Source organism: Kiloniella antarctica, from assembly GCF_042682825.1.
Lineage (GTDB): Bacteria > Pseudomonadota > Alphaproteobacteria > Kiloniellales > Kiloniellaceae > Kiloniella > Kiloniella antarctica.
Genome location: NZ_JBHUII010000013.1, coordinates 85347 through 108494, shown reverse-complemented (window position 1 = coordinate 108494; position 23148 = coordinate 85347). Strand labels below are relative to the sequence as shown.

The following is a 23148-nucleotide window of genomic DNA, read 5'->3' as shown; positions in this document are numbered from 1 at the left end:
ATGTCTGTAAAGATTGTTGGCCATGAGCCAATGCGTATCGCCGGTAAACTGGTTGATACCGAAGGTCGTATCGAAGTCCACTATCCCTACACCAATGAAGTGGTTGGAACAGTTCCTCGTGGTACTGCTGCACATGCCAAAGAAGCTTTTGAAATTGCAGCAAATTACGAATCAAAACTGACACGTTATGAGCGTCAACAAATACTCTTCCGTGTGGCAGAAATTCTGAATGAACGTAAAGACGAGATTTCAGATGTTATTACGGCTGAATCTGGTCTCTGTAAGAAAGACTCATTATACGAAGTGGGCCGTGCTTACGACGTTTACACACTGGCTGGCCAGATGTGTATTCTTGACGATGGTGAGATTTTCTCTTGTGATATCACACCACACGGTAAATCCCGTAAAATTTTTACCGAGCGTGAGCCTCTCAAAGCAATTTCTGCAATTACACCGTTCAATCACCCTTTGAACATGATTTCCCATAAGATTGCGCCCGCAATTGCGACAAACAATTGTATCGTTTGTAAGCCAACTGAAAAAACACCTCTGACTGCTTTAATTTTGGCTGACATTATATATGAGGCAGGTTTGCCTAAAGAGATGCTGTCTATTATCACAGGCTTGCCAGAAGATCTCGGTAATGAGTTTATCAGAAATGAAAACATCGAACTGGTGACCTTCACCGGTGGTGTACCTGTTGGAAAGTATATTGCTGAAAATGCAGGTTATCGCCGTACTGTCCTAGAATTAGGTGGTAATGCTCCGCTTATCGTAATGGAAGATGCTGATCTTGATAAGGCTGCTGAGTTGGCTGTTTCAGGTGCAACCAAAAACTCAGGGCAACGCTGTACAGCCGTTAAGCGAATTTTGGTTGTTGAAGAAGTTGCTGATGCTTTTACAAAGCTGGTTCTCGAAAAGGCACAGAAGATCAAGTACGGAGATCCTATGGATCCTGAAACGGATCTCGGCTGTGTAATCGACGAGGCTTCTGCGCAAATGTTTGAGCGCCGTGTTAATGATGCAAAAGAAGTTGGTGCACAGCTACTATACGGGAACAACCGTGTCGGTGCGTTGTATCCTCCAACTGTTCTCGATCATGTGCCATATGATTGTGAATTGGTTCGAGAAGAAACATTTGGTCCAGTTATCCCGATCATCCGGATCAAAGATATTGACGATGCTATTCGCGTTTCTAACTCGACGGCCTTTGGTTTATCTTCTGGTGTATGTACTGACAACTTTAAGTACATTCAGCGTTTCATTAAAGAGCTTCGCACTGGAACAGTGAATGTCTGGGAAGTTCCGGGGTATCGTATTGAGATGTCTCCATTTGGTGGCATCAAAGATTCCGGTCTTGGGTACAAAGAGGGCGTTATTGAAGCTATGAAGAGTTATACTAATGTCAAAACCTACTCTCTACCTTGGCTTTAAGCTGAAGTATTTAAAATAATAGAAGTACCTTGCTGAAAGGTTTGTCCCATAATCAGGAATTTGGTTTGGTTGTGGTCCGAAGTATAAATGGAAGACCATAAACGGTCTGACAAATTTACTATGGGGAGAGCATTTGCTCTCCCTTTTTTTTGTGGGTTTAAAATAGATTTGCTCGACTATAGCCTTAAATCTTATGTTTTTAGGGCAATGAGTAAGTCGAAAGGACCACGTAGTATCAAAAAATTCTCAATTATTGGTTGATTTTTTAAAATTCAAAATCTGATTTCTAATCATTTATTAAGTTTTGTTTGGATATTATACTCTTTACTTAATTAATAAATCGCACAACTTTTCCTCAAGGGAGCTGTTATCACTGACAATCGCATGCCGATAGAAAACAGTGCGACAAGCTCTGGTTCGGACTTACCACCGGAGGGAAAAGGCCTGTATACGGGAAACATATCCAACGTATTTTTAATTTTCCTCTTGGGCAGCGTTTACGGCGTGACTGGATGGGTTGGTTTAAGTTGGGCCATTGAAACAGGGTATGCCACAGCAATTTGGCCGCCTTCAGGTATCGCTCTTGCCGCGATTCTCATTTTTGGTTATCGGGTCTGGCCGGGTGTATTTATTGGAAGCTTCTGTGCGAACATACTTTCTGTAAATTCACTAGAGTTTCTTGCAGACGTATCTTTTCTTTCTTTCTTGGTTGCCGTTGGTATTGCTAGTGGAGCCGCACTCCAAGCTGTAGGTGGAGGGTACTTGGTTCACCGATTTGGTAATTATCCAAATCCATTAACATCTCCAGGAAAAATTATTCGTTTTTTTGTACTGGCGGGGCCAATTGCCTGTATTTTGAATGCAATAATTGGTTCTAGTGTTCTTGTTTTTACGGGCGTTGTGGATGTCGAGAGCTGGGTGTCAACTGCGGTCACTTGGTGGGGAGGGGATACCCTTGGGGTCTTCATTTTTACCCCAATGATCTTGGTGTGGCGTTTTGATCGCACACAAGAGTGGGTTAATCGACGTGGCCCTGTGACGACAGTATTAATCGTAACATTTGGGCTGACGATTACGGCTTATGGGTACGTCAGGGCCTTGGATAAAACCAATGTTCTTCTTGAGCTAGAAGCCGTTTCCAACGACATGGCCAAGGAGCTAAATCTTACGTTAAGAGGCTATTTAAGTGTTTTGGCTGCTCAAGAAGGGACTTTCCATGCCATTGGAAAGGTTACGCCAGAACAGTTCAAAACATTTACAAACGTTCCTTTGATCGAATTTCCAGCATTGAAAGCAATTTCTTGGAATGCAAGATTTTCTCATGATGAGAGACCCGCAAGAGAGGCCTCTTTACAACAATCTTATGGCCCAAATTTGATAATTAAGGATCGGGATAACAAAGGGCAGCTTTCCTCTGCGTCTAACCGAGCAGAGTATGTCTCGGTGATGATGATTGAACCTTTGCGAGAAAACTTCAAGGTTCTCGGATTTGATGTCATGTCAAACCCTGTACGAAGGGAGGCTCTTAACCTTGCACGGGACTTGGGTGAAGCTGTCACTACGGGACGTATTACACTTGTCCAGGAAGACGATGCGAACAAGTATGGTGTTCTCATTTTTAGGCCGCACTACTTGGCCGGAAGCTCTGTTGATACTGTTAAAGATAGAAGACAGGCTATTCAGGGTTACCATACAGGGGTAATCGATATTGAGGTTATAATAAAATCTCTTTTCCCAGCGGTGGAGAGCAAGGGAGTGGAGCTTCAACTCCTAGATATGACAGCGGAACAGAGCAAGAGACTGTTATTTCGATCTTCAGTAAAAAGTTACAATACAGAAAATAAAAACCTGTCAGTTCCTAAAATACAAGCTGATTCCAATTGGACTCATGTTGTTAATGTACCGGGCCGGAAGTGGGAATTACAGGTACATGCTTTGGACGACTTCTTAAAGCAGCGCTTACAAAAAAGCGGTTGGGAAGTTTTGGTGCCAGGCTTAATTATTACCTCTCTCATTGGATTTCTTGCTCTTTTGGGCACAGGGAGGCACTTGGAATTGGAGGCCACGGTTGACGAGCGCACCAGGGAGCTTCTTACTGAAATTGCGGATAGAAAAGTGGCCGAACAAGCTCTCATAACGGCAACAAAAGAAGCTGAAAATGCGAATAAGACCAAGTCTGAATTTTTAGCGACAATGAGCCATGAAATTCGAACACCAATGACAGGTGTTATTGGTTATGCAGATATGCTTCTTGAAGATGAGTTGGATGACGAAAGCCATGAAAAAGTATCTAAGATAAAAGATTGCACGAAGTCTTTATTGCGCGTGCTTAATGATATTCTGGATATTTCTAAGCTTGATGCTGGAAAATTGGATGTGGAGCACATTGATTTTTCATTGAAAGAGCTTGTCACGGAAGTCCTAGCACTTTTTGATGAAAAAATGGGGCGAGACACGCAGTTAAAAGTTGAGCTTAATCTTTCTGATGATTTTCCTGAATTCGTAAACTCAGATTCCACCAGAATTAGACAAGTTTTACTTAATTTGATTGGCAATGCTTTTAAATTTACGCAAGAGGGGCACCTGATTGTCCAGGGCAGTTTAGTTAAATCTGTCAGAGATCAACAAGAGTTTAAAATCTCAGTCGAGGATACTGGAATTGGTATTAGTGCGGAGGGTGTCCCTAAATTATTTACAGAATTCTCTCAGGCGGATGCTTCGATTTCCAGAAAATATGAAGGGACGGGATTGGGCCTTGCGATTTGCAAACGTTTAATTGAGTTGATGGGCGGAAGAATTGGTGTTGAAAGTAAATTAGGTGAAGGAAGTACTTTCTGGTTTACGCTGCCTTACGTTCCCGCGAAAAAGACTATCCAGAGTTCTCCTGCTAAGAAAACTGTTGTTGATCACGAAACAATACGTCCTCTTAACGTCTTGATTGCTGAAGATAACAAAATAAACCAACGTATTATTGAATTTACGATGGAGGCGTTAGGACACAAAGTTGAACTTACGTGGAATGGCCGTGAAGCCTTGGAGGCGATAACGAACAAAGACTTTGATTTAATCCTGATGGATGTTCGGATGCCGGAGATGAGTGGTCCGGATGCAACCCGAGCTATTCGGCAACTTAAAGGGAAGAAATCATCTGTTCCTATTATTGCCTTAACCGCAGATGCAATGACAGAACATCAAGGTGAATATAGCGATGCGGGAATGGATGCCTGTGTTGCCAAACCTATTGATCGTGTAGAGCTCGTTGATGCTATCAACAAGGTTATGGGAATTGAAATTCATCGCCGTATTGAAGCTCCATAACCAATATTCAAAACCAATTTAGAGAATCATTATTGTAATACTTTTAAAAGTACGGAAGGGTTGTTTTTTGACCTACTTGGTAACTAATTATGATTTACTATATTGTGGTTACTTTAGAATATTATTTTTAACTACCGCTTTCGTTAAATTAAATGCTTTATATTGAGTAGTTTTCAGTAAAACTCAAAAATTAGACTGTAATTACTCTGAATTTTGAAGAGTGAAGTAAGAGTTAACGGACAAATATTCTTTAACTTTTATTCTGGAACTTATTCTAACAAATAAATAACTTACCCGTTGCCTTAATAGGGTGAATTGAGGTATTACAGAAATTGGAAGGCGGCTTGACATTTTAGGTGTTTGTGTCAGGTTAGCTAAACTTGGGCTGTAGCAAATGCTACAGCCCATTTTTCTTTATTCAGATAAGAAATCACAAATTTTTAAATTCTTATATCGTTGTTTTTCTATTATTTTATGAACAATGAAAAAAATAATAACAAATATTTAAGGACGTTTGTCATAACATCTTAATCGTCGAGCATATGAGGGTATCAAGGTTTAATAAATGAAACTGCTTAACCCTTTATTCAGGGTTGTGTTCTTTTTTTGTAGTCTTTTACTCACCAGTCAATCTCTGGCGGAAGTGGTGTGCCCTAAATCAATTGCGATTATTGGGGACAGTATTTTGGCAGAGCAAAATCTTGAAACCTTGCAATCTGTATACAGTGACTTGGGGTGTGATATTTTAATCGAAAGATTACCTGGGCGCAGAGGTATCGCCTCTTTTAATAATCATACTGTCGATGGCGAAATGTATCGTTTGGCGATTGCTGAACCACGGTATACCCGTAATTTTGTACGTTCGGAAATTCCACTTTTTCAACATTCAGGGTCTCTTTGGTTACATCCTAATCATACTCTGCGAGATAGTCTGCCAACGGGTTATACACTAGGAATTGTATGGCATGAAAAGTATATGGAAAGACGTAGAGGAAAGCTTTTTAAAACCGTTGAAGACGTGTATGAGGCTTACAATAAGGGTGAGATTGGATCTTTTGTGTCTTCGGATTTTTCTGTATTACACAATGTTTCAGAAGGAAAATTCATAATAGCACCTGATCAGGGAGAGAGTATTATGAGGGCCCCTCTATATCATTATTTGGGCGCTGAGTTCTCACCTTTCATGAAGTTATTTTCTGATTATCTTCGTAAAAACACACCATTTTCCTTAAGTGAATCCAAAGTTTTTAAAGATATCATAAATTAGAATATCACCATAAATGGAAATGATTTTTCAATTTATTCCTTTCCACTACCTGTAATTACGGACATTAGAATTTTATTTTTTCATGGATAACTGGTCAAAAGGTAGCGTTTGTTTTGAGCATGGTTTTTCTCTGATGCGTAACGCCATTGAAGGCTACTGCCAGTTATCTGAACAAACGTGGTCTGAACTGAAAAATATTACGTCCTCTAAGTCTTATACTAGGGGAACTTCGTTTGTTAAGGCAGGAGAAGTAACAACGTCTTTTGGTTTCGTTTGTTCGGGGCTGTTTAGGGCCTTCGTCTTTGATCTCGATGGAAACGAATATTGTAAAAATTTTTTCATCGAGAATTCTTTTCCAGGCTCAATGGTTGCCCTGTTGAGTAAGAAGCCGTCTGATTTTTCCATTCAGTCGTTGGAAGATAGTCACCTTCTTGAAATTGATTTTGGCGCTTACCGAGAGCTGTTGAAATTACATGAGGATCTAAAGTGGTTTCATATTCTTTATTTGGAAAAGAATTGGATTTTGGATAAGGAGAAACGTGAGGTCGCTTTGGTGCAGGACAATGCTACGGAAAGGTATCTTACCTTTCAAAGATTAAACCCTGGACTAGAGGAGCGTCTATCTCAATATCACGTTGCTTCACATATTGGCGTGACACCGACTCAACTGAGCCGAATTCGCAAAGCTTTGCGTTCCGCTTAAAAAATACAAATAGTTCTTTCTATCAACATATGTAAATGAAGAAATTGCACAGGTTCGATAATTCTGTGCCATGACTTATTTAGCTTTACCTCTTCTTGCTTTTATCTCTGGGATTGCAATAGCTGCTCAAGCGGTTTTGAATGCTCAGCTGGGACAAGTTTTAAAAAACCCTATTTATGCAACGGCAGTGGCTTTTTTTAGCAGTTTGATTTTTATCAGCCTAGCTATTGTCGTATTGGTGCGTCGATTGCCTGAAGCTGAAGCCGTACGAAGTGTACCAGTATATCTTTGGTTCTCAGGTGGAATATTAAGTGCTTTCGGGATTGCCTGTTTTTATTGGTTGATACCAAAAATGGGTGCGGGACCTATGGTTTCTATTGGTCTCACAGGGCAACTTATTTTTGCGGTTCTTGCCAGTCACTTTGGTTGGTTGCAACTTCCCGTCGTGTCAATTACTGGAGACAAAGCTCTGGGGGTATGTGCTCTACTTATCGGAGTTTATTTAATTAATAGGCCATAAACGACAGGTAAAAGATATTTTAAACTTAGTGAGCAAGTCATGGATCTACATAGGGCTAACATTGATAATTTAACCAATTTATGGAGAATAATGGAGAGCAAAAGCTATTCTTTTATTGGAACAAGGGGCCTTAATTTTACGCTAAACTGGCCAAACAGAGTTTGGCTGGCATGGGAAGACGTTCAAAATACTGGCACGGTTAACAAATTATTGGATGATGGTTTTGTAAGTTTAATCACTCGTGTGCATTCTGATATGAAGCCTATTATTATACCACTTTGGGCAAAAGCAGACGATATTTTCTCTTCAGAACTTTTGACTTTGGGTTTCGAGAAAAAATTTAACCAATCCGCCATGTTTCTCGATGTTTCCCAGAGAGATTATCTACCTGAAAGTGATTTGGATTTTGAAAAAATAACAACTTCAGAACAAGTCGATATCTGGTGTGATATTGCATCAAGGTCATTTGGATATGATATTTATAATCCGGTTATATATAAACTGATAGGCAAAACGGGAGTGGAGTTGTTATTGGTTAGCCGCGAGGGGCAGGCGGTTGGAACAGCGCTTCTTTATGATGATGGTTGGGTTCTTGGGGTACACATGTTTACGGTGGAGCCTCATTTTCGTCGACAAGGCGTTGCAGGAAAGATGATGCAAAAAATCATACACGACACCAAGGTTAAGAGGATCAAATACATTACCCTTCAAGCTTCAGAACTTGGAAAGCCATTATATGAATATTGGGGATTTAAAACTCAATTTGAAATCGTGAATTATATTTGGACATAGAAAACGTAAATAACTGGTGGAAAAGTGAGATTTACAAATACTTTATATTTAATATTATTACTCTCTTGCACTTCTCAATAGGCGTGAATATCTGCTTAAAATATTGTTTTTTCCGTGACTACCTGATTAAGAGATTTTACTAAGTTTGAAGATGTTTTTTTGGGTAAAGCTGTTCGTAGCGCTTGCCTCATATGGTTGGTACGGTAAAGATTATTCTGCAATTTTACAACAAATGCTGAGGTTACGAATATGGTAAATAAGCCCGAAAGAGATATTGAAAAAACCTATCCCATAGAAGATTTCATTGCAAAGTTGCGTCGCCTTGCTGATTCCTTGGAACAAAACAAAAGCTTTGAAATCCAGATCGCAGGCGAGCGCATCTACGTCCCAGTGCGGGCAATCTACAACATTGAACATGAACGCGGTGATGGTGAAGAAGAGATTGAATTTCAGATCAAGTGGGACACGGAAAAATAACATTGTCCGCAGTGTTTGCCTGAGATCGTGAATTATATTTAGTCTCAAATAAAAGAGGCTTCCTTCTAAATAGGAAGCCTCTTTTGATATCATCAACCGGTTGGTGTTTTTCCTGCGAGAATTTGTTGAAACATGTCGGTGTCGATATTGCCGCCAGTTAAGATAACGCCTACTTTTTTTCCCTTAAGTTGGTCGCGATCTTTTAAGGCCGCTGCAAGCGAAGCAGCTCCTGCTCCTTCGGCAGCATTATGAGTGTCTTTAAAATATATGCGTGTTGCTTCGGCAATCTCATCATCACTTACATCGATAATGCGTTCGGCACCTTTGGCATAAATTTTATAGGCTTCTGGTATAGGTACGCGAACAGCCATGCCATCTGCAAAGGAATAAGATGGGCCCGTTCCGACGATTGTGCCGGATTCAAACGATTTTTTTACAGCTGAGAATTGTCTGGATACAACGCCAATTATCCCAGTTTTAAGGCCGAGAGCGTTCCGTGCTGTTATTGTCCCACAAATACCTGATCCACATCCGATGGGAACATAGATCCGATCCAAGTCTGGTGCTGAAGTGAGAAGTTCAAGCCCGTAAGTTGCGACCCCTAGCATAATTTGTGGATGGAAGGGCGGAACCACAAAAAGGTTCCGTTCTTTGGCTAGTTTAGATACTTCGAGTAGAGCTTCGTTAAAATCATCGCCATGTTCAATTAATTCAGCACCGAATGATCGCATGGCATTATTTTTTTCAATAGAGTTTCCCCGGGGAACGACGATAACCGATTTAATTCCTGCCATTGTGGTTGCAAAGGCTTGGGCTTGGCCGTGATTACCTCTTGTTGCAGTGATGATCCCTTCAACATCAGGGTGGTTTTCACGTAACCAATTGGCAAAAATTAGACCACCTCGGGCTTTAAAAGCTCCAGTTGGGGAGTGATTTTCATGCTTGACGATAACAGAACAACCCACCCGTTTGTTGATCTGGGGCCAACTGTATTGTGGTGTCGCCGCCATATATTGATAGATATACTGAGCCGCGCTTTCGATTTGCTCTTTTGTAAACATTTTGATCTCGTTTTCTCAAAGTCTCTCGCAAATACCTCTTTGAGAGGTTTCTTGTTTGAAGAGGGAGGTTTCTATTGATTTGTTAGATGACTTTAACAATTTGATTGTATGGCTCAATAATAATATTGTGTGGGATACAATGTAATCGGTTTGTAGGGGCATTACCGTGTGGAAACCTGAACTTAATCCAGAGGTCAAAATAAAGTACCTTGCCGTAGTGGATGCGATAGCTACGGCAATTCGAAAGGGGGAGTTACGACCCGGAGAGCAACTTCCTACTCATCGAGATTTAGCATGGGATCTGAAAATGAACCTGAGCACGGTTACTCAGGCCTATAAAGAAGCAACAAGGCGACATCTTATTGGTGGTGAAGTTGGACGGGGAACTTTTGTTCTTGCAAGCAGCCGAGAAGCAGAGCTTTTTGCTTTAAAGAAAAAATCTCCCAAAACCATGATTGATCTTTCGACAAATTTACCTGCAGATTTCCCTGATGATGAGTGCTCTCAAATTCTATTGGGGGAAGGTCTGGAAAAGGGAATTGGGTTGAATGCCTTTTCCTATCATTCTCCTGAGGTGTTAATGAGAGCTCAAGTGGCGAGCAGTCATTGGTTGTCTTGGCGTGGGTGTGAAGTTGAACCTAGAGAAATTGTTCCTTGTGCCGGAGCCCAACAAGCACTTTTTGCAACGTTATTAGCTTTGTGTGGTCCAGGGGCGACAGTATTAGTTGAGGAGTACACTTTTCCTGGAATGAAAGCTATTGCGCGCCAGCTAAGGTTACGACTACACGGGGTATCTTGTGATGAAGAAGGGATCCTGCCCGAGGCTTTGTACGCTGCTATCAATGCCAGTGGGGCAAAAATTGCTGTCCTTGTGCCTAATCTTCAAAACCCAACGGGTACTGTTATGTTGGAACAAAGGCGTAAGGCGATTGCCAAAATTATAAAAGAGAATGATCTTCTTGTGATTGAGGATGATGTTTATGGTGCGTTGAGCGGGATGCCCCCATTGGCAATTGATTTACCCAATAATACGGTCCTTTTAAGCAGTTTGTCTAAAGCAGTGTCACCTGGATTACGGTTTGGCTTTGTTAGTGGTGCTGAACGTTGGATTGCTCCTATCCGGGCTGAAGTTCACGCCACACATTGGGCAATGAGTCCTTTTATGATTGAACTTGCCTGCTTATGGATAGAAGAAGGGCGTGCCTTTGCTAGGGCTGACTGGCAAAGGCACGAAGTTGAAAGGCGGTGGAACCTGGCCCAATCGAGATTGAGAGGGCTAGGGGCGGTGTGTTGGAAACGCACACCTTGTCCACATCTCTGGTTGTTGACCTCAGGAGCTTCGGCCGAGACAACGAGAAAGCTACGAGCCAACGGCGTTGAGGTGGTTCCAGATAGTTTCTTCGCCGCCGGGAGGAAAGAAACAGGTCGGATCAGGATTTGTTTAACGGCACCAAAAAGTTGTGCAGTTTTAAGTCAGGCGTTGGATAAAATTATTGGATGTGCTGATGCGTTTTTATACGATGCATAAGTCATAATTTATGTGAAGCCGATTTATAATTATTTGGGTGTGCGTGTATCCCATATCCCAAGATCTGTTTTTAGATGATCCGGTAAATAGTGTAAGTCATGGAACTTGATTGTATGCTTTTTTTGCTTTCTTTTAATTATTGATTTTAAAGAAAAATATAAGAATTTCAAACTCAATTCATTTTTACGCGTGGTTGAGTTATAGTGTGATTTACAAGAAGTGTTTGCCATAATCATTTTCATATTCCCTCAATAGGGTTGTTTGTTCGATAAACCTAATTTGCGATTTTTCACTTTGGTTTTCCAACTAAAATATGATTACTATGCATAAGGAGATTTTATGCATTATGTCGAAAAAATTACCCCCACTTTCTTCGCTGCGTGTTTTTGAAGCTGCGGCAAGGCATTGCAGTTTTACCCGTGCTTCAAACGAATTGGGCATGACACAGGCGGCTGTAAGCTATCAAATTAAAATATTGGAAGAGCGGGTTGGTGCACCCTTATTTTTGCGTCGTCCGCGTCAAGTCAGTCTTACTGAAACCGGGGAGAGGTTGGCGCCAGCGGTAAGTGAGGCGTTCGAGATATTGCGCGAAGCGTTTTCTATTGCAGAAGACAGTACCCAGGGAATGTTGTCGATTACAACGGTGAGTACCTTTGCGGTGTGTTTTTTGGCTGAACGCATAGGAAAGTTTCAAATTAAGTACGAAGATCTTGCTGTCCGTCTTGATACCGCATCGTACATTATTGACTTTGCCCGGGAAGAATTTGATCTTGCAATTCGAGCTGGAAAAGGTGATTGGCCAGGACTTGAAAAGCACTTGCTCATACCTGCCGAATTTTCTCCCATGCTCAGTCCTGAATTGGCGGATTCAGTTGGGGGAATTAAGCAACCGAGCGATCTTTTTAAATTGCCTTTTATCGATCCTGGTGATCCGTGGTGGAAAATTTGGTTTGATGCGATGGAAACGCCCTCTGATGAACTGAATTGTCGACCACGAAACCGGATGGGAACGCAGATACTTGAAGCAAAGGCTGCGGAAGCAGGGCAGGGTGTTGCTGTTCTGACCCCAGTTTTTTATCGAGAGGCTCTAAATTCTGGACGCCTAATTCAGCCCTTTGAAAGGGTTTGCTGTGATGATTTTGGGTATTGGCTGGTTTATCCTAAAGCACGGCGCAATCATCCCAAGATTCGAAAGTTTCGTGATTGGGTTTTAGAGGAAGTTAAAGAGCACTATGCGCGAGAAGAGGTTGCAAAACAGAAGCGTCGTGAACGGGGGGATGTTATTCTTTAAATACTTTCCCTCTCTAATCGATACCTTAAATCATTCTTGATCCTGCTTAGGGGGATTTACCGCAAGTTAGGATGTCCTTTTCATTATATTGTTCAAGAGGCCCCCGAACAATAAGCCTCCCAGGAATAGTGTGACTTGGGCGACGACGATGGAAGGTCCGGATGGTGTATCCCATTGTAAACTGCCCAGTAAACCTCCCGCGACCGATAGACTGCCGATTATTGAGGCAATAACAGCCATTTGTTCGGGCGTTGTTGAAAATCGCCGTGCTGCTGCTGCTGGTATGATCAATAATGAAGTGATCAGGAGTACGCCAACAACCTTCATGGCGATGGCGATGACAATAGCGACTGTTACCATAAAAAGGGTTTGCACAAGGGTGACATTGATACCTTCTGCGCGTGCAAGTTCTTCGTGTAGGGTTAAAGCCAGTAAGTCTTTCCAAATCCAGGCAAGCAAGATCATGGCGATAAGGCCGCCGCCATAAATCCAGTATATATCTTCCAAAGTGACGGCGAGAACATCCCCAAAGAGGTATGAGAGTAAATCGACCCGAAATCCCTGTAGCAGGCCAAGAACAACTAAACTTATAGCAAGGCTGGAATGTGCCATAATACCTAAAAGTGTATCGCTGGCGAGGCGCTTTTGATGTTGGAATAAGGTTACCAGCAAGGCAATCATAATTGCCGTTGCAATAATTCCAACGGTTAAGTTAAAGCCAAGTAAGAGCCCCAAGGCCACGCCAAGCAAGGCTGAGTGTGCAAGAGTGTCTCCAAAATAAGCCATTCTTCGCCAAACGACAAAGCAACCCAAGGGGCCCGCAATTATAGCGACACCGACACCAGCCACGATCGCGCGGAGGAAAAAATCTTCGAATATCATTATACTTGATCGCTATTTGATGGGTTTGGGTGGGCACAGTCGGGGCCATGCTGGTGGCCAATGTCATGGATATGGTCATGCAAGTGATGATAAACTGCGAGGCCAGGTTTGGTCTGGCCGCCAAATAGAGCTAGATATTCAGGACTGTCACTCACTTGGGTTGGCGCACCGGAACAGCATACATGGCCGTTAATGCACACGACGCGATCGGTTTCTGCCATAACGATATGGAGGTCATGAGAGACCATGAGAATACCAAATCCTGCTTGATCTTTTAGTCTGGATATCAACTTGTACAGTTCTGTTTGGCCCTGAAAATCGACACCTTGAACAGGTTCGTCCAAAACCAGGAGGTCTGGTTTTCGTAAAATTGCACGGGCAAGTAAAACGCGTTGAAATTCACCACCAGAGAGGCTTTGTACAGATTGATTGAGGGTGTGTGATGCGCCGACGTTCGCAAGAGCTTCTTTGCGTTCATCAAGCGGCCTACGTTCAGGTATGGAAAGAAACCGCTCAACTGTCATGGGCATAATCGGGTCGATGTTCAGTTTTTGCGGCACGTAGCCAATAATAAGTCCGTGACGTCGCCAGACCTCTCCTGATGTTGGTTTTATCGCCTGTAGTAATGCACGGAGAAGAGTAGATTTTCCTGCGCCATTCGGACCAATCAGCGTAACGATTTCTTTTTTATGTACAGTAAGATTTACATCGCGAATGGCAGTACGACCACCAAATTTAATGGTTAAGTCGCAGGCCTGTATTAATGGTTCCCCACTCATTGAGGGGGGATCGGAATGATCATGGCCGCATCCGCATTCAATGGATTCAGGCACTTTGGAAGTGTTTGGAGTTTCGTGTGAGATAACTGTTTTTTCCGTGACCATCAGAGATTTCGGTTCTTTCGTTCGCAAAAGTCTAATTGTTGATTGTTAAAGCAATTACGTGCTTTGACAATCCGGGCAAATACCTCTGACCTCAAGAGTGCGTTGTTCGGGTGCGAAGCCAAGGTTTGATGCTTTTGCCAAAATGGTTTGGTCAATGGTTTGGTCATGAACTTCAGCCGCACATCCGCAGCTATTGCAAATAAGAAATAGACCCGCGTGCTCTTCTGTAGGGTGGGCACAACCTACATAAGCGTTAAGGGATTCAATACGGTGGATCAAACCTTGTTCAAGTAGGAAATCCAAAGCGCGATATACCGTGGGCGGCGCAGTTTTACCACTCTCAAGGGATAGTTTTGATAGTATGTCATAGGCCCCAACCGGGTGATGACTATCCCAAACTAATTCCAATATGCGTTTGCGGGCATCGGTAAGGCGAACGCTTTTTGATCGGCAGAGCTCTTCAGCGGCACTAAGTGCAGTTTTAACACAACGGCCATGATCATGAGATCCGCCACAAAAAGAGAGTGAGACTGTATCGAAATTTTTCATACGGTATTCATATCTTGCCTTGACAAAGATGTAAATGTTATAACATAACAATAATGAAATTTCTATATAACCCTACTTTGAGGGTCAATGCTTGTGATATTCTCAAAGATAAATTACCGGTGAAGACAATGAATAACCTCCTAAAAAATCTGTGCGTAAAATCACGTGTGTATCAGCGTAGATATCGGTTTAAGAAAACAATACTGAGTGTTTGCTCTGTGTTAGCCGGAGGTGCGTTTCTTGCAACACCTTCTAGTGCTGATACCCCAAACGTAGTTGTATCTATTTTGCCGATACACTCCCTCGTTCAATCGGTGATGAATGGTGTTGGTGATGCAGACCTTCTTGTTGATCAGGGCGCTTCCCCACATGGGTACAGCCTGAGACCTTCACAGGTGCGTGCATTGAATAAGGCGGATTTAGTGGTTTGGGTTGGGGAAAGTTTGGAGACATTTCTTGAAAAACCTCTCAGTCAAAAATCCCAACAGACAATAGTATTGGAGTTGATGGATCTAGAGGGGGTGACTTTGTTGGAGAACCGTACGGAGGGCTCTTGGGCAACTGACGATCATGAAAGCCACGACGACCATGGCCCAGAACATGACCATGGCCCAGAACATGATCATGATCATGATGATACTCATAGTTCAGAAAATGCCCATGAGCATGAGGGGCACGATCATGGTAAATTTGATCCACATGTATGGCTCTCTATAGAAAACTCAAGAAAAATCGTTCAAAAAGTCGGAGCAGAACTCTCGAAAATGGATCCCAGTAATGCACAGGCCTATCAAGACAATGTAGATTTGACGTTAGCTTCTTTAGGGATGTTAAAACAGGATATCACGACACAATTAAGCGAAGTGAAAGATAAACCTTATTTAGTTTTTCATGATGCTTATCAATATTTTGAGAAAGAATTTTCCCTCAACTCAATTGGAGCTGTGACCATTAATCCAGAGCGAAAACCTGGCGCAAAACGCATTACAGATTTAAGAGAGCAGATTAAACAAAGTGGAGCTGTTTGTATCTTTAGCGAGCCGCAATTCAAGCCCGCAATTGTGAACGTTCTTGCCGAAGGATTGCCAATTAAAAAAGCGGAACTTGACCCAATGGGCTCACACTTGGGGATGGGTAAAGATGCTTATACTGGTTTGCTGAGTGCTTTAAGTCTGTCTATCGAAACATGTTTATCTGACTAAAGAGAAGAAAAAACAGTTGTATTGTCGCTCAGAGGGAGAATCGCGGGCTTTGCGCGATCTTTTTTATTGAATCAATGACTATAGATGGGGCTTCGTCCTTATTCGTGTCGTGTATTCGTGTATTCGTGTTAGCAGGCATGGGAACTACCTGCTAACAGATATGAATAAGACGAAAAAGGAAGCCGCAATCGGTCTTGTGGGATATGGTAAGGCAGGAGCCTGAGAGAAATAATCTTGAGCTTAGCTCAGGGAGGCAATTTTTCTCAGGTTAATGTATCCCACTCCCGATCGCGGCTTCAAGTGAAACTCTGAGTTTTGTGCATTCTTCCTTGTTGTAAGGAATGGCTGGATGCACACCCCAAATGGGGCCAGGCCAAGCGGGATCATTTTCAAATCGGGCAACGACGTGTATGTGCAGTTGGGGTACCATGTTCCCCAACGCAGCAACGTTAACCTTGTAAGCCCTGAAATCCTGAACCAGTACTTCAGAAACCTTTCGTACTTCCTCCATAACTTCCGCCAATTTGTTGGGCGATAGGTCGTGTAAATCTCGTAACCCTTGATAACGCGGCACCAAGATAAGCCAAGGGTATTGGCTGTCATTCATCAAAAGTACTCGACTGTGAGCTAGATCTGTGATGAAGAGGGTGTCAGCTTCAAGGCGTTCATGAAGAGCAAAAGTCATCGTTAAACTGCTTCCGTAACGGTTAAGGGCGATAGGAACTGTATTTCAAAAATTAGGGAATATAATTAATATGGGCAGTCAACATCGCCCATTTCTACATACACGGATTTAATTTGAGTGAAGTGATTAATCGCAACAGTGCCATTTTCCCGGCCAATACCTGATTGCTTGTAACCGCCAAAAGGCATTTCAATCGGTGTGATGTTGTAATTGTTGATCCAGCACGTTCCAGCTTCAAGATTTTCTATCACGCGGTGCGCCCTGTTGATGTCTTGTGTGAAGACACCTGCTGCAAGACCAAATTGTGTATCGTTGGCTGCAGCGACAACTTCATCTTCGTTATCGAAAGTGATAACGGACATCACGGCTCCGAAAATCTCTTCGTTTGCAATACGCATATCGGCTTTTACATCAGTGAAAATTGCAGGTTCGACAAAACAGCCATTTTCAAAACCTTCAACCGTTACCTGATTGCCGCCGTAAGAAAGTGTTGCGCCTTCTTTTTTACCGATCTCTATGTAATTTAAAACTTTTTTCATGTGGTCTTTGTGGATGAGAGAACCAACATGAGTTTCTAAATCCATTGGGTTGCCGATGACCATTTTAGAAGTACGCGCGATCAGCTTTTCCAAGAAAGCATCTTTGATGTCTTTGTGTACAAAAACACGGGTACCGTTTGAGCAAATTTCACCTTGTGTATAGAAATTTGCAAGCATGGCAGCGGATACAGCGTTGTCTATATTGGCATCATTGAAAACAATTAGTGGAGATTTTCCACCGAGTTCCAAGGTCACATGTTTTAACGTTTTCGATGCTGATTCCATCACCCGTTTCCCTGTTGGCACGGACCCAGTGAGTGAAATTTTTTCGATACCGTCGTGTTCTGCAAGCATCTGACCTACGGGGCCGAGACCAGACACGACGTTGAATACGCCAGCAGGAAGACCGGCTTCTGTATAGATTTCTGCCAGTTTCAAGGCAGTTAACGGCGTAACTTCCGATGCTTTGTAGATCACAGAGTTGCCACAGGCGAGGGCAGGGGCAGATTTCCAACATGCGATTTGTATGGGATAATTCCAAGCTCCAATAGCTGCGCAAACCCCAAGAGGTTCTTTGCGAGTATACGCAAAGTTTCCATTTGCTAATTGGATGTGTTCTCCATTGATGGAGGCTGCAAGGCCTGCGAAATATTCAATGCACTCTGCGCCAGATTCAATGTCAACGCAGTTGGCTTCTTGCATAGGTTTTCCGGTGTCGGTCACTTCCAAAATGGCCAACTCATCATTGCGTTCGCGCAAGAGAGCAACGGCACGTAACAGAATACGACTACGCTCGGTTCCGCTCATCTTTGACCAAATTTTGAATCCGGTTTTTGCAGCCTCGACAGCTTTGTCTACGTCCTGAGATGAGGCGATTTGGACATCGCAAATAACATCCCCTGTCGCAGGGTTGATTGTTTCAAAGGTTTCTCCTGATGTGGCATCCACATAACGACCATTGATGTAAAGCTTTTGAATTGGAAGCTGGGCCATAGTCTTTTGTCCTTGGTATAGATCTTGTTTGGTTTTGTTGAAAATGATGATGGTTGGATTATTCTTGGTGAGCCATAATTTGGCTGTTTATATAGCTTTCCATGATCGCAATTGCCTGTTTTGGGGTGACGCCCCCTTTTGTCAATGCGCATCTGATCCAAAGCCCTTCAACCATCGCGGCAAGTCCGGTTGCTGTGCTGGTAATCTTTTCTGCAGGAAGCAATGGTTTGAGGGCGTGTTGAAAATTGCTTTGCATCCGCCGTTCATTGATTCTGTGGAGGCGTGCCAAGTTGGGTGAGGTGGGTACTAAAGCCCAAAAGGCAAGCCATGCATCAACAACACCGGGTTTGAATTGATCGTCCGCAAAGTTAGAGTTGACGATTGCCAAGAGCCGTTCAATTGGTGTTCGTGCGTGTAAAAGTTGACTTTTGGTTTCTTCACCCAGCATGCGCATTAAGTGCTGTAGCGTGGCTGTTAAGAGACCGGATTTGTCATCAAAGTAATGAGCGACAATACCAGAAGACAATCCAGCACGTTTGCTAATTTTCGAAATGCTGGCATTGGTAAAGCCTTCTTCGTGGATCACGGCAATTGTTGCCTCAATCAACTGTGCTTTCCTGATTTCTTCCATTCCGACTTTTGGCAAGTTCTTAGATTCCCTTATAGTGCTCTGTTTCCATTTCTTGGAGTCATAACGATAGAAATAAATAACTAGTTATCGTCGTTTTTGCTTGGCGTTATTATTTGATTTCGTTGTGAAAAATGTGAATTTTCTATGGAATCAAACGCTGATGTTAAACCTATCAGTAATTTATTTTGATTGAACGTTCAATCAAAATAAATTACTGATAGTAAGGTAACGACGCACTTAAGGTGTCGTTCAAGGGAGTTAATCAGGCGATAATCTTGCAAAAAAAAGAACAAAACCGCAGGGATTTTGCTATAAACCTAATTCAAGCCTCAGGACTTATCCCGAGCGCAAATAAAATGGAGACAAGTGAATGAACCTCAAACACTTGGTTTCGGCTAGCACTCTCGCTATTGCTGCCGCTGCACTTTCAACAGGTGCGCAAGCCGCCGACCCAGCAAGCTGTCAAGATATTACCTTTTCTGACGTTGGATGGACAGATATTACCGCAACAACAGCAACGACTTCAGTTGTTCTCGAAGGTCTTGGGTACAAGCCTGAAACTCAGATTCTATCGGTACCAGTTACCTATGCGGGTCTTAAAAACGCAGATATCGATATTTTCCTAGGCAACTGGATGCCGACAATGGAAGCAGATATCGCACCTTATCGTGATGAAGGTTCTGTTGAGACTGTGCGCGTCAATCTGGAAGGCGCAAAATACACTCTTGCTGTTCCAAAGTACCTGGCTGACAAAGGCCTGAAAGATTTTGCAGATATCGCAAAGTTCAAAGATGAACTCGATGGCAAAATTTATGGTATTGAGCCGGGTAACGATGGTAACCGTTTGATACAAGATATGATTGACGCCGACACCTTTGGTCTCAAAGGTTTCGAAGTCGTTGAATCTTCCGAAGCTGGTATGTTGTCTCAAGTTGCACGTTCAACGCGTCGGGACAAAGGAGTTGTGTTCCTCGGATGGGCACCACACCCAATGAATTCCAACTTTGAGTTGACCTACCTATCTGGTGGTGATGCGATCTTTGGTGAAAATTTCGGTGGTGCGAATGTTTATACGAACGTTCGTAAAGGCTATGCAACTGATTGTCCAAACGTAGGCAAGCTTCTTAATAATCTTCAGTTCTCCCTCGCAATGGAAAATGAAGTAATGGGCGCTATCCTTGATGACGGTAAAGAAGGTCCTGTTGCGGCAACTGAGTGGCTAAAAGCTAACCCAGGAGCACTGGATGCTTGGCTTGCTGGTGTGACTACTTTTGACGGCGGTGATGGTCTTGCTGCTGTAAAAGCACATCTCGGACTCTAATCTGATCGATAAGTAAATATGTTACAGAGGGCTGGCATTTTGTCAGCCCTCTTGTATGTTTAATGAAAATAAAACCAGTGACGGTACTCGCGCATTTAAATAATAGTTAAGTGGGTATTGGCTGGAATAAAAATAGGCAAAGGCTCGAAAAACGTCGAGTTTGCTTTTAGAACAGAGGGATTGACGATGTCGGGTATTGAACAATGGTTGGTTGGCCATAAAATTCCTGTAGGAAAATGGGGCGAAGCTTTCTTCGATTTCCTCATCGATAATTTTGCAGGATTTTTTGACGCAATTACAGATGGTGGTAGCTTTTTGATCGATGGATCAGTTGAATTGCTTCTGCTGGTACCATCTGTGATTTTGATTGTATTAGTAACTGCGGTTGCTCAATATTTACAACGTTCTTGGAAGCTATCTCTGTTTGTCGTTCTTTCTTTATTGTTTATTATTAATCAGGGTTATTGGGAAGAAACAATAGAATCTCTTGTTCTTGTCGTTTATGCAACTGTGGTCTGTATGGTTATTGGTGTTCCCTTGGGGATCGCAGCAGCTCACCGACCGTGGCTCTTTTCTGCCTTACGGCCTGTTCTTGATTTACTGCAGACAATTCCAACCTTTGTGTATCTCATTCCTGCAATGACACTCTTTGGACTGGGAATGGTTCCTGCTCTTGTCGCGACAGTTATCTTTGCACTTGCGGCGCCAGTACGCCTCACTCATCTCGGTGTGTCTTCTGTTCCAAAACCATTGATCGAAGCCGCAGAATCTTTTGGTGCAACCAAAAAACAGTTGCTCTGGAAAGTCGAAATTCCCTATGCGCTTCCAACTATTATGGCAGGTGTGACACAGTGTATTATGTTGTCATTGTCTATGGTTGTTATCGGGGCACTTGTCGGTGCCAGTGGCTTGGGTAAACCTGTTGTCCGCGCGCTAAACTCACGCCAGATTGATATGGGTATAGAAGCTGGCTTGGCTATTGTTATTGTCGCGATCTTGCTTGATCGGTTGTGTAAACAGCGCAATGCCCCCGTTGATGGCGCTTAAGGTAGGGATGGAGCATAATCATGTCAGCTGTAGAATTTAAAAACGTCGATATTGTCTTTGGTGATAACCAAAAAGATGCCATTCCGATGGTTGATGCAGGTAAGACCCGCGATGAAATCCTTGCGGCTACGGGGTGTGTCCTTGGAGTTGCCGATGGAACCATCAAAATTGAAGAAGGTGAAATCTGTGTTCTTATGGGGCTTTCAGGCTCTGGGAAGTCAACCTTGTTACGTGCGGTAAATGGCTTGAACCCTGTAACCCGGGGTGAGGTGCTGGTTAAAGATGGTGACACGATGGTGGATGTTGCTTCTTGTGATGCGAAAACTTTGCGTCATATGCGTATGGAGCGCGTCTCAATGGTATTCCAGCAGTTTGCTCTTCTGCCGTGGCGAACAGTATCCGAGAACGTTGGTCTTGGTCTTGAGTTAAAGGGCATGCCAAAAGCCGAGCGCGAGGCAATCGTTGAAGAGAAGCTCAAAATGGTTAGTCTGGACCAGTGGAAAGACAAGTACGCGCACGAGCTTTCCGGAGGCATGCAACAACGCGTAGGGCTTGCCCGTGCCTTTGCCACAGATGCGGATATCTTACTGATGGATGAGCCTTTTTCAGCGCTCGATCCTCTCATTCGTGATCATCTCCAAGATGAACTTCTTGAGCTGCAGCGTAACCTCAAAAAGACGATCATCTTTGTGAGCCATGATCTCGATGAGGCCCTGAAAATTGGTACTCATATTGCTATTATGGAAGGCGGACGTATCGTCCAATACGGTGAACCGGAAGAGATCGTACTTAATCCTGCAAATGAATACGTTGCAGAATTTGTTGCTCATATGAACCCGTTGAACGTTCTTCGTTGTGCTTCTCTTATGACGCTAACGGAAGATTTAAAGAAAGCGAATGATCTTCTGATACTCGACAAATATAACGCCTTTAAGGTTTCTCTTGGTAACGATGGTGCGGTTAGTAAAGTTATCTTTGATGATAAGCAGGACTTGAAACTCTTTAATTTCGGCGAAGAGAACCTGCTTTCAGATATTGGTGAAGATAATATTGTTATGGCGTCCCCGGATATCACGATGAAGCGGGCGATTGAACTCCGACAGGCGACAGGTAATCCTATCTTGTTGGTGGAAGATAATCGTCTGGTAGGTGTTGTCGGGGATGAAGAGATTTATCAGGGCATCCTGCGTCAAAGTTCTATCGCTGACGCCGCTCAATAATCGAAGAAAGCTATAGTTATGACAATAAAAGCAATCCTTTTTGATAAGGACGGTACTCTGTTGGACTATGAACAGAGCTGGATGCCTTTGAACCGGAAGGCTGCTTTAATGGCAGCACGAGGGGATGAAGATCTTGCCGCCAAACTACTCGCTGAAACAGGGTACGACCATAATCTTGGACGTGTGCTTCCTGGATCTATGTTGGCTGCGAGTAGTAATGGCGAGATTGTCGCCAAGTGGTGTGAGTTTTTATCTGATGCGGATTACGATGACTTGATACTTAAAGTCGAAGCAATTTTTCAAGAAGATGGCGAGGCCGCTGCAGTACCTGTTACTGAATTGGCAGTTTTATTTGATCGTTTAAAGGCGCGTGGTTTGACGCTTGGTGTTGCGACCAGTGATAGCGAGCAGGGTGCCCGTCGTTCTTTGGGACGTTTTAATGTTTTGGAAAAATTGGATTTTGTTGCGGGTTATGATTCTGGACATGGTTTGAAACCAACAGCAGGAATGGTCGCTGGTTTCTGTTCTGCCATAGCGTTGGACCCAAGCAGTGTTATGGTTGTTGGGGATAACTTACACGATATGGAAATGGGCGTGAATGCCAAGGTGGGAATGAAAGTTGGTGTGCTAACTGGAACATCTGAGCGAGAAGAGTTGGCACGTGTTGCTGATCATGTTCTCTCCTCAATCGAAGAGATCGAAAGCTTATTGGGCTAGTTAAGCACTAACTATGATTTAAATCTTCTGATCCAAGTCGTATAAAAAAGGACCTCAACTTTGAGGTCCTTTTTTATACATTATGTT

At 43.0% G+C, this 23148-nt stretch carries 21 protein-coding genes; 14 read left to right on the top strand and 7 right to left on the bottom strand.

Annotated elements, in window-relative coordinates; all coding sequences use genetic code 11:
• The 7 genes from phnY to ACFSKO_RS19035 all read left to right on the top strand — a co-directional run bounded on the left by phnY (position 1) and on the right by ACFSKO_RS19035 (position 8511).
• Positions 1 to 1434 (top strand): phosphonoacetaldehyde dehydrogenase, encoded by a 1434-nt coding sequence (phnY, locus tag ACFSKO_RS19065; RefSeq protein WP_380254649.1) that lies wholly within the window; start codon positions 1 to 3, stop codon positions 1432 to 1434.
• A 384-nt stretch (positions 1435 to 1818) separates the two neighbouring features.
• On the top strand, positions 1819 to 4752 hold the full coding sequence (locus ACFSKO_RS19060; RefSeq protein ID WP_380254647.1) for a CHASE domain-containing protein: 2934 nt from the start codon (positions 1819 to 1821) through the stop codon (positions 4750 to 4752).
• Between the two features lie 565 nt (positions 4753 to 5317).
• On the top strand, positions 5318 to 6019 hold the full coding sequence (locus tag ACFSKO_RS19055) for a hypothetical protein (RefSeq protein WP_380254645.1): 702 nt from the start codon (positions 5318 to 5320) through the stop codon (positions 6017 to 6019).
• A gap of 82 nt (positions 6020 to 6101) precedes the next feature.
• Positions 6102 to 6722 carry a Crp/Fnr family transcriptional regulator gene (locus ACFSKO_RS19050; protein ID WP_380254643.1) on the top strand — a complete coding sequence of 207 codons (621 nt, stop codon included), beginning with the start codon at positions 6102 to 6104 and terminating at the stop codon, positions 6720 to 6722.
• A 70-nt stretch (positions 6723 to 6792) separates the two neighbouring features.
• Positions 6793 to 7242 carry a DMT family transporter gene (locus ACFSKO_RS19045; protein WP_380254641.1) on the top strand — a complete coding sequence of 150 codons (450 nt, stop codon included), beginning with the start codon at positions 6793 to 6795 and terminating at the stop codon, positions 7240 to 7242.
• Positions 7243 to 7452: 210 nt separating this feature from the next.
• Complete coding sequence (locus ACFSKO_RS19040; RefSeq protein ID WP_380254639.1) at positions 7453 to 8034, top strand: GNAT family N-acetyltransferase; 582 nt, start codon at positions 7453 to 7455, stop codon at positions 8032 to 8034.
• Between the two features lie 249 nt (positions 8035 to 8283).
• On the top strand, positions 8284 to 8511 hold the full coding sequence (locus ACFSKO_RS19035; RefSeq protein WP_380254637.1) for an amphi-Trp domain-containing protein: 228 nt from the start codon (positions 8284 to 8286) through the stop codon (positions 8509 to 8511).
• Between the two features lie 92 nt (positions 8512 to 8603).
• Here the strand turns inward: ACFSKO_RS19035 and ACFSKO_RS19030 are convergent, their stop codons facing one another.
• A complete protein-coding gene (locus tag ACFSKO_RS19030) occupies positions 8604 to 9572 on the bottom strand; it encodes a threonine dehydratase (RefSeq protein ID WP_380254635.1) in 969 nt (322 codons plus the stop codon).
• Positions 9573 to 9738: 166 nt separating this feature from the next.
• Here ACFSKO_RS19030 and ACFSKO_RS19025 point away from each other — a divergent pair, with 166 nt between their 5' ends.
• Together ACFSKO_RS19025 and ACFSKO_RS19020 are read left to right on the top strand one after the other, a co-directional pair.
• On the top strand, positions 9739 to 11100 hold the full coding sequence (locus ACFSKO_RS19025; RefSeq protein ID WP_380254633.1) for an aminotransferase-like domain-containing protein: 1362 nt from the start codon (positions 9739 to 9741) through the stop codon (positions 11098 to 11100).
• 346 nt (positions 11101 to 11446) lie between these two features.
• Positions 11447 to 12391 (top strand): LysR substrate-binding domain-containing protein, encoded by a 945-nt coding sequence (locus tag ACFSKO_RS19020; protein WP_380254631.1) that lies wholly within the window; start codon positions 11447 to 11449, stop codon positions 12389 to 12391.
• A gap of 66 nt (positions 12392 to 12457) precedes the next feature.
• On the opposite strand, the gene ACFSKO_RS19015 is transcribed toward ACFSKO_RS19020, so the two are convergent.
• Genes ACFSKO_RS19015 through ACFSKO_RS19005 form a run of 3 tightly spaced genes read right to left on the bottom strand, consistent with a single transcriptional unit; the run spans position 12458 to position 14706 of the window.
• Positions 12458 to 13273: an iron chelate uptake ABC transporter family permease subunit gene (locus ACFSKO_RS19015; RefSeq protein ID WP_380254629.1), complete on the bottom strand. Its 816-nt coding sequence runs from the start codon at positions 13271 to 13273 to the stop codon at positions 12458 to 12460.
• Positions 13273 to 14157, bottom strand: a complete 885-nt coding sequence (locus tag ACFSKO_RS19010; RefSeq protein ID WP_465262322.1) for a metal ABC transporter ATP-binding protein — start codon at positions 14155 to 14157, stop codon at positions 13273 to 13275. The genes ACFSKO_RS19015 and ACFSKO_RS19010 overlap by 1 nt, the downstream gene beginning before the upstream one ends.
• A gap of 54 nt (positions 14158 to 14211) precedes the next feature.
• The gene (locus tag ACFSKO_RS19005) at positions 14212 to 14706 is read right to left on the bottom strand and encodes a Fur family transcriptional regulator (protein WP_380254627.1); all 495 of its coding nucleotides are present in this window, start codon (positions 14704 to 14706) and stop codon (positions 14212 to 14214) included.
• Positions 14707 to 14834: 128 nt separating this feature from the next.
• Here ACFSKO_RS19005 and znuA point away from each other — a divergent pair, with 128 nt between their 5' ends.
• The gene (gene znuA / locus ACFSKO_RS19000) at positions 14835 to 15908 is read left to right on the top strand and encodes a zinc ABC transporter substrate-binding protein ZnuA (protein WP_380254625.1); all 1074 of its coding nucleotides are present in this window, start codon (positions 14835 to 14837) and stop codon (positions 15906 to 15908) included.
• Between the two features lie 268 nt (positions 15909 to 16176).
• Here znuA and ACFSKO_RS18995 read toward each other — a convergent pair whose 3' ends face one another.
• The 3 genes from ACFSKO_RS18995 to betI all read right to left on the bottom strand — a co-directional run bounded on the left by ACFSKO_RS18995 (position 16177) and on the right by betI (position 18771).
• Complete coding sequence (locus ACFSKO_RS18995; protein WP_380254623.1) at positions 16177 to 16593, bottom strand: HIT domain-containing protein; 417 nt, start codon at positions 16591 to 16593, stop codon at positions 16177 to 16179.
• Positions 16594 to 16658: 65 nt separating this feature from the next.
• Positions 16659 to 18125: a betaine-aldehyde dehydrogenase gene (betB, locus tag ACFSKO_RS18990; RefSeq protein ID WP_380254621.1), complete on the bottom strand. Its 1467-nt coding sequence runs from the start codon at positions 18123 to 18125 to the stop codon at positions 16659 to 16661.
• Between the two features lie 58 nt (positions 18126 to 18183).
• Positions 18184 to 18771: a choline-binding transcriptional repressor BetI gene (gene betI, locus ACFSKO_RS18985; RefSeq protein WP_380254619.1), complete on the bottom strand. Its 588-nt coding sequence runs from the start codon at positions 18769 to 18771 to the stop codon at positions 18184 to 18186.
• A 355-nt stretch (positions 18772 to 19126) separates the two neighbouring features.
• On the opposite strand from betI, the gene ACFSKO_RS18980 reads away from it, so the two are divergent.
• The 4 genes from ACFSKO_RS18980 to ACFSKO_RS18965 all read left to right on the top strand — a co-directional run bounded on the left by ACFSKO_RS18980 (position 19127) and on the right by ACFSKO_RS18965 (position 23061).
• The gene (locus tag ACFSKO_RS18980) at positions 19127 to 20077 is read left to right on the top strand and encodes a choline ABC transporter substrate-binding protein (protein ID WP_380254617.1); all 951 of its coding nucleotides are present in this window, start codon (positions 19127 to 19129) and stop codon (positions 20075 to 20077) included.
• A gap of 186 nt (positions 20078 to 20263) precedes the next feature.
• Positions 20264 to 21124 carry a choline ABC transporter permease subunit gene (gene choW / locus ACFSKO_RS18975; RefSeq protein ID WP_380254615.1) on the top strand — a complete coding sequence of 287 codons (861 nt, stop codon included), beginning with the start codon at positions 20264 to 20266 and terminating at the stop codon, positions 21122 to 21124.
• A 20-nt stretch (positions 21125 to 21144) separates the two neighbouring features.
• A complete protein-coding gene (gene choV, locus ACFSKO_RS18970) occupies positions 21145 to 22344 on the top strand; it encodes a choline ABC transporter ATP-binding protein (RefSeq protein ID WP_380254613.1) in 1200 nt (399 codons plus the stop codon).
• A gap of 18 nt (positions 22345 to 22362) precedes the next feature.
• Positions 22363 to 23061, top strand: coding sequence for an HAD family hydrolase (locus ACFSKO_RS18965; protein WP_380254611.1), 699 nt, complete (start codon positions 22363 to 22365; stop codon positions 23059 to 23061).
• Positions 23062 to 23148: the final 87 nt, after the last annotated feature.

What these genes read in the sequence shown, in the direction of transcription:
- ACFSKO_RS19045 (WP_380254641.1), top strand. Translation starts at nt 6,793, where the DNA reads ATGACTTATTTAGCTTTACCTCTTCTTGCTTTTATCTCTGGGATTGCA.
- phnY (WP_380254649.1), top strand. Translation starts at nt 1, where the DNA reads ATGTCTGTAAAGATTGTTGGCCATGAGCCAATGCGTATCGCCGGTAAA.
- ACFSKO_RS18980 (WP_380254617.1), top strand. Translation starts at nt 19,127, where the DNA reads ATGAACCTCAAACACTTGGTTTCGGCTAGCACTCTCGCTATTGCTGCC.
- ACFSKO_RS19035 (WP_380254637.1), top strand. Translation starts at nt 8,284, where the DNA reads ATGGTAAATAAGCCCGAAAGAGATATTGAAAAAACCTATCCCATAGAA.
- ACFSKO_RS19060 (WP_380254647.1), top strand. Translation starts at nt 1,819, where the DNA reads ATGCCGATAGAAAACAGTGCGACAAGCTCTGGTTCGGACTTACCACCG.
- ACFSKO_RS19050 (WP_380254643.1), top strand. Translation starts at nt 6,102, where the DNA reads ATGGATAACTGGTCAAAAGGTAGCGTTTGTTTTGAGCATGGTTTTTCT.
- choW (WP_380254615.1), top strand. Translation starts at nt 20,264, where the DNA reads ATGTCGGGTATTGAACAATGGTTGGTTGGCCATAAAATTCCTGTAGGA.
- ACFSKO_RS19055 (WP_380254645.1), top strand. Translation starts at nt 5,318, where the DNA reads ATGAAACTGCTTAACCCTTTATTCAGGGTTGTGTTCTTTTTTTGTAGT.
- betB (WP_380254621.1), bottom strand. Translation starts at nt 18,125, where the DNA reads ATGGCCCAGCTTCCAATTCAAAAGCTTTACATCAATGGTCGTTATGTG.
- ACFSKO_RS19020 (WP_380254631.1), top strand. Translation starts at nt 11,447, where the DNA reads ATGTCGAAAAAATTACCCCCACTTTCTTCGCTGCGTGTTTTTGAAGCT.
- ACFSKO_RS18965 (WP_380254611.1), top strand. Translation starts at nt 22,363, where the DNA reads ATGACAATAAAAGCAATCCTTTTTGATAAGGACGGTACTCTGTTGGAC.
- ACFSKO_RS19010 (WP_465262322.1), bottom strand. Translation starts at nt 14,157, where the DNA reads ATGGTCACGGAAAAAACAGTTATCTCACACGAAACTCCAAACACTTCC.
- ACFSKO_RS19005 (WP_380254627.1), bottom strand. Translation starts at nt 14,706, where the DNA reads ATGAAAAATTTCGATACAGTCTCACTCTCTTTTTGTGGCGGATCTCAT.
- znuA (WP_380254625.1), top strand. Translation starts at nt 14,835, where the DNA reads ATGAATAACCTCCTAAAAAATCTGTGCGTAAAATCACGTGTGTATCAG.
- ACFSKO_RS18995 (WP_380254623.1), bottom strand. Translation starts at nt 16,593, where the DNA reads ATGACTTTTGCTCTTCATGAACGCCTTGAAGCTGACACCCTCTTCATC.
- choV (WP_380254613.1), top strand. Translation starts at nt 21,145, where the DNA reads ATGTCAGCTGTAGAATTTAAAAACGTCGATATTGTCTTTGGTGATAAC.
- ACFSKO_RS19030 (WP_380254635.1), bottom strand. Translation starts at nt 9,572, where the DNA reads ATGTTTACAAAAGAGCAAATCGAAAGCGCGGCTCAGTATATCTATCAA.
- ACFSKO_RS19015 (WP_380254629.1), bottom strand. Translation starts at nt 13,273, where the DNA reads ATGATATTCGAAGATTTTTTCCTCCGCGCGATCGTGGCTGGTGTCGGT.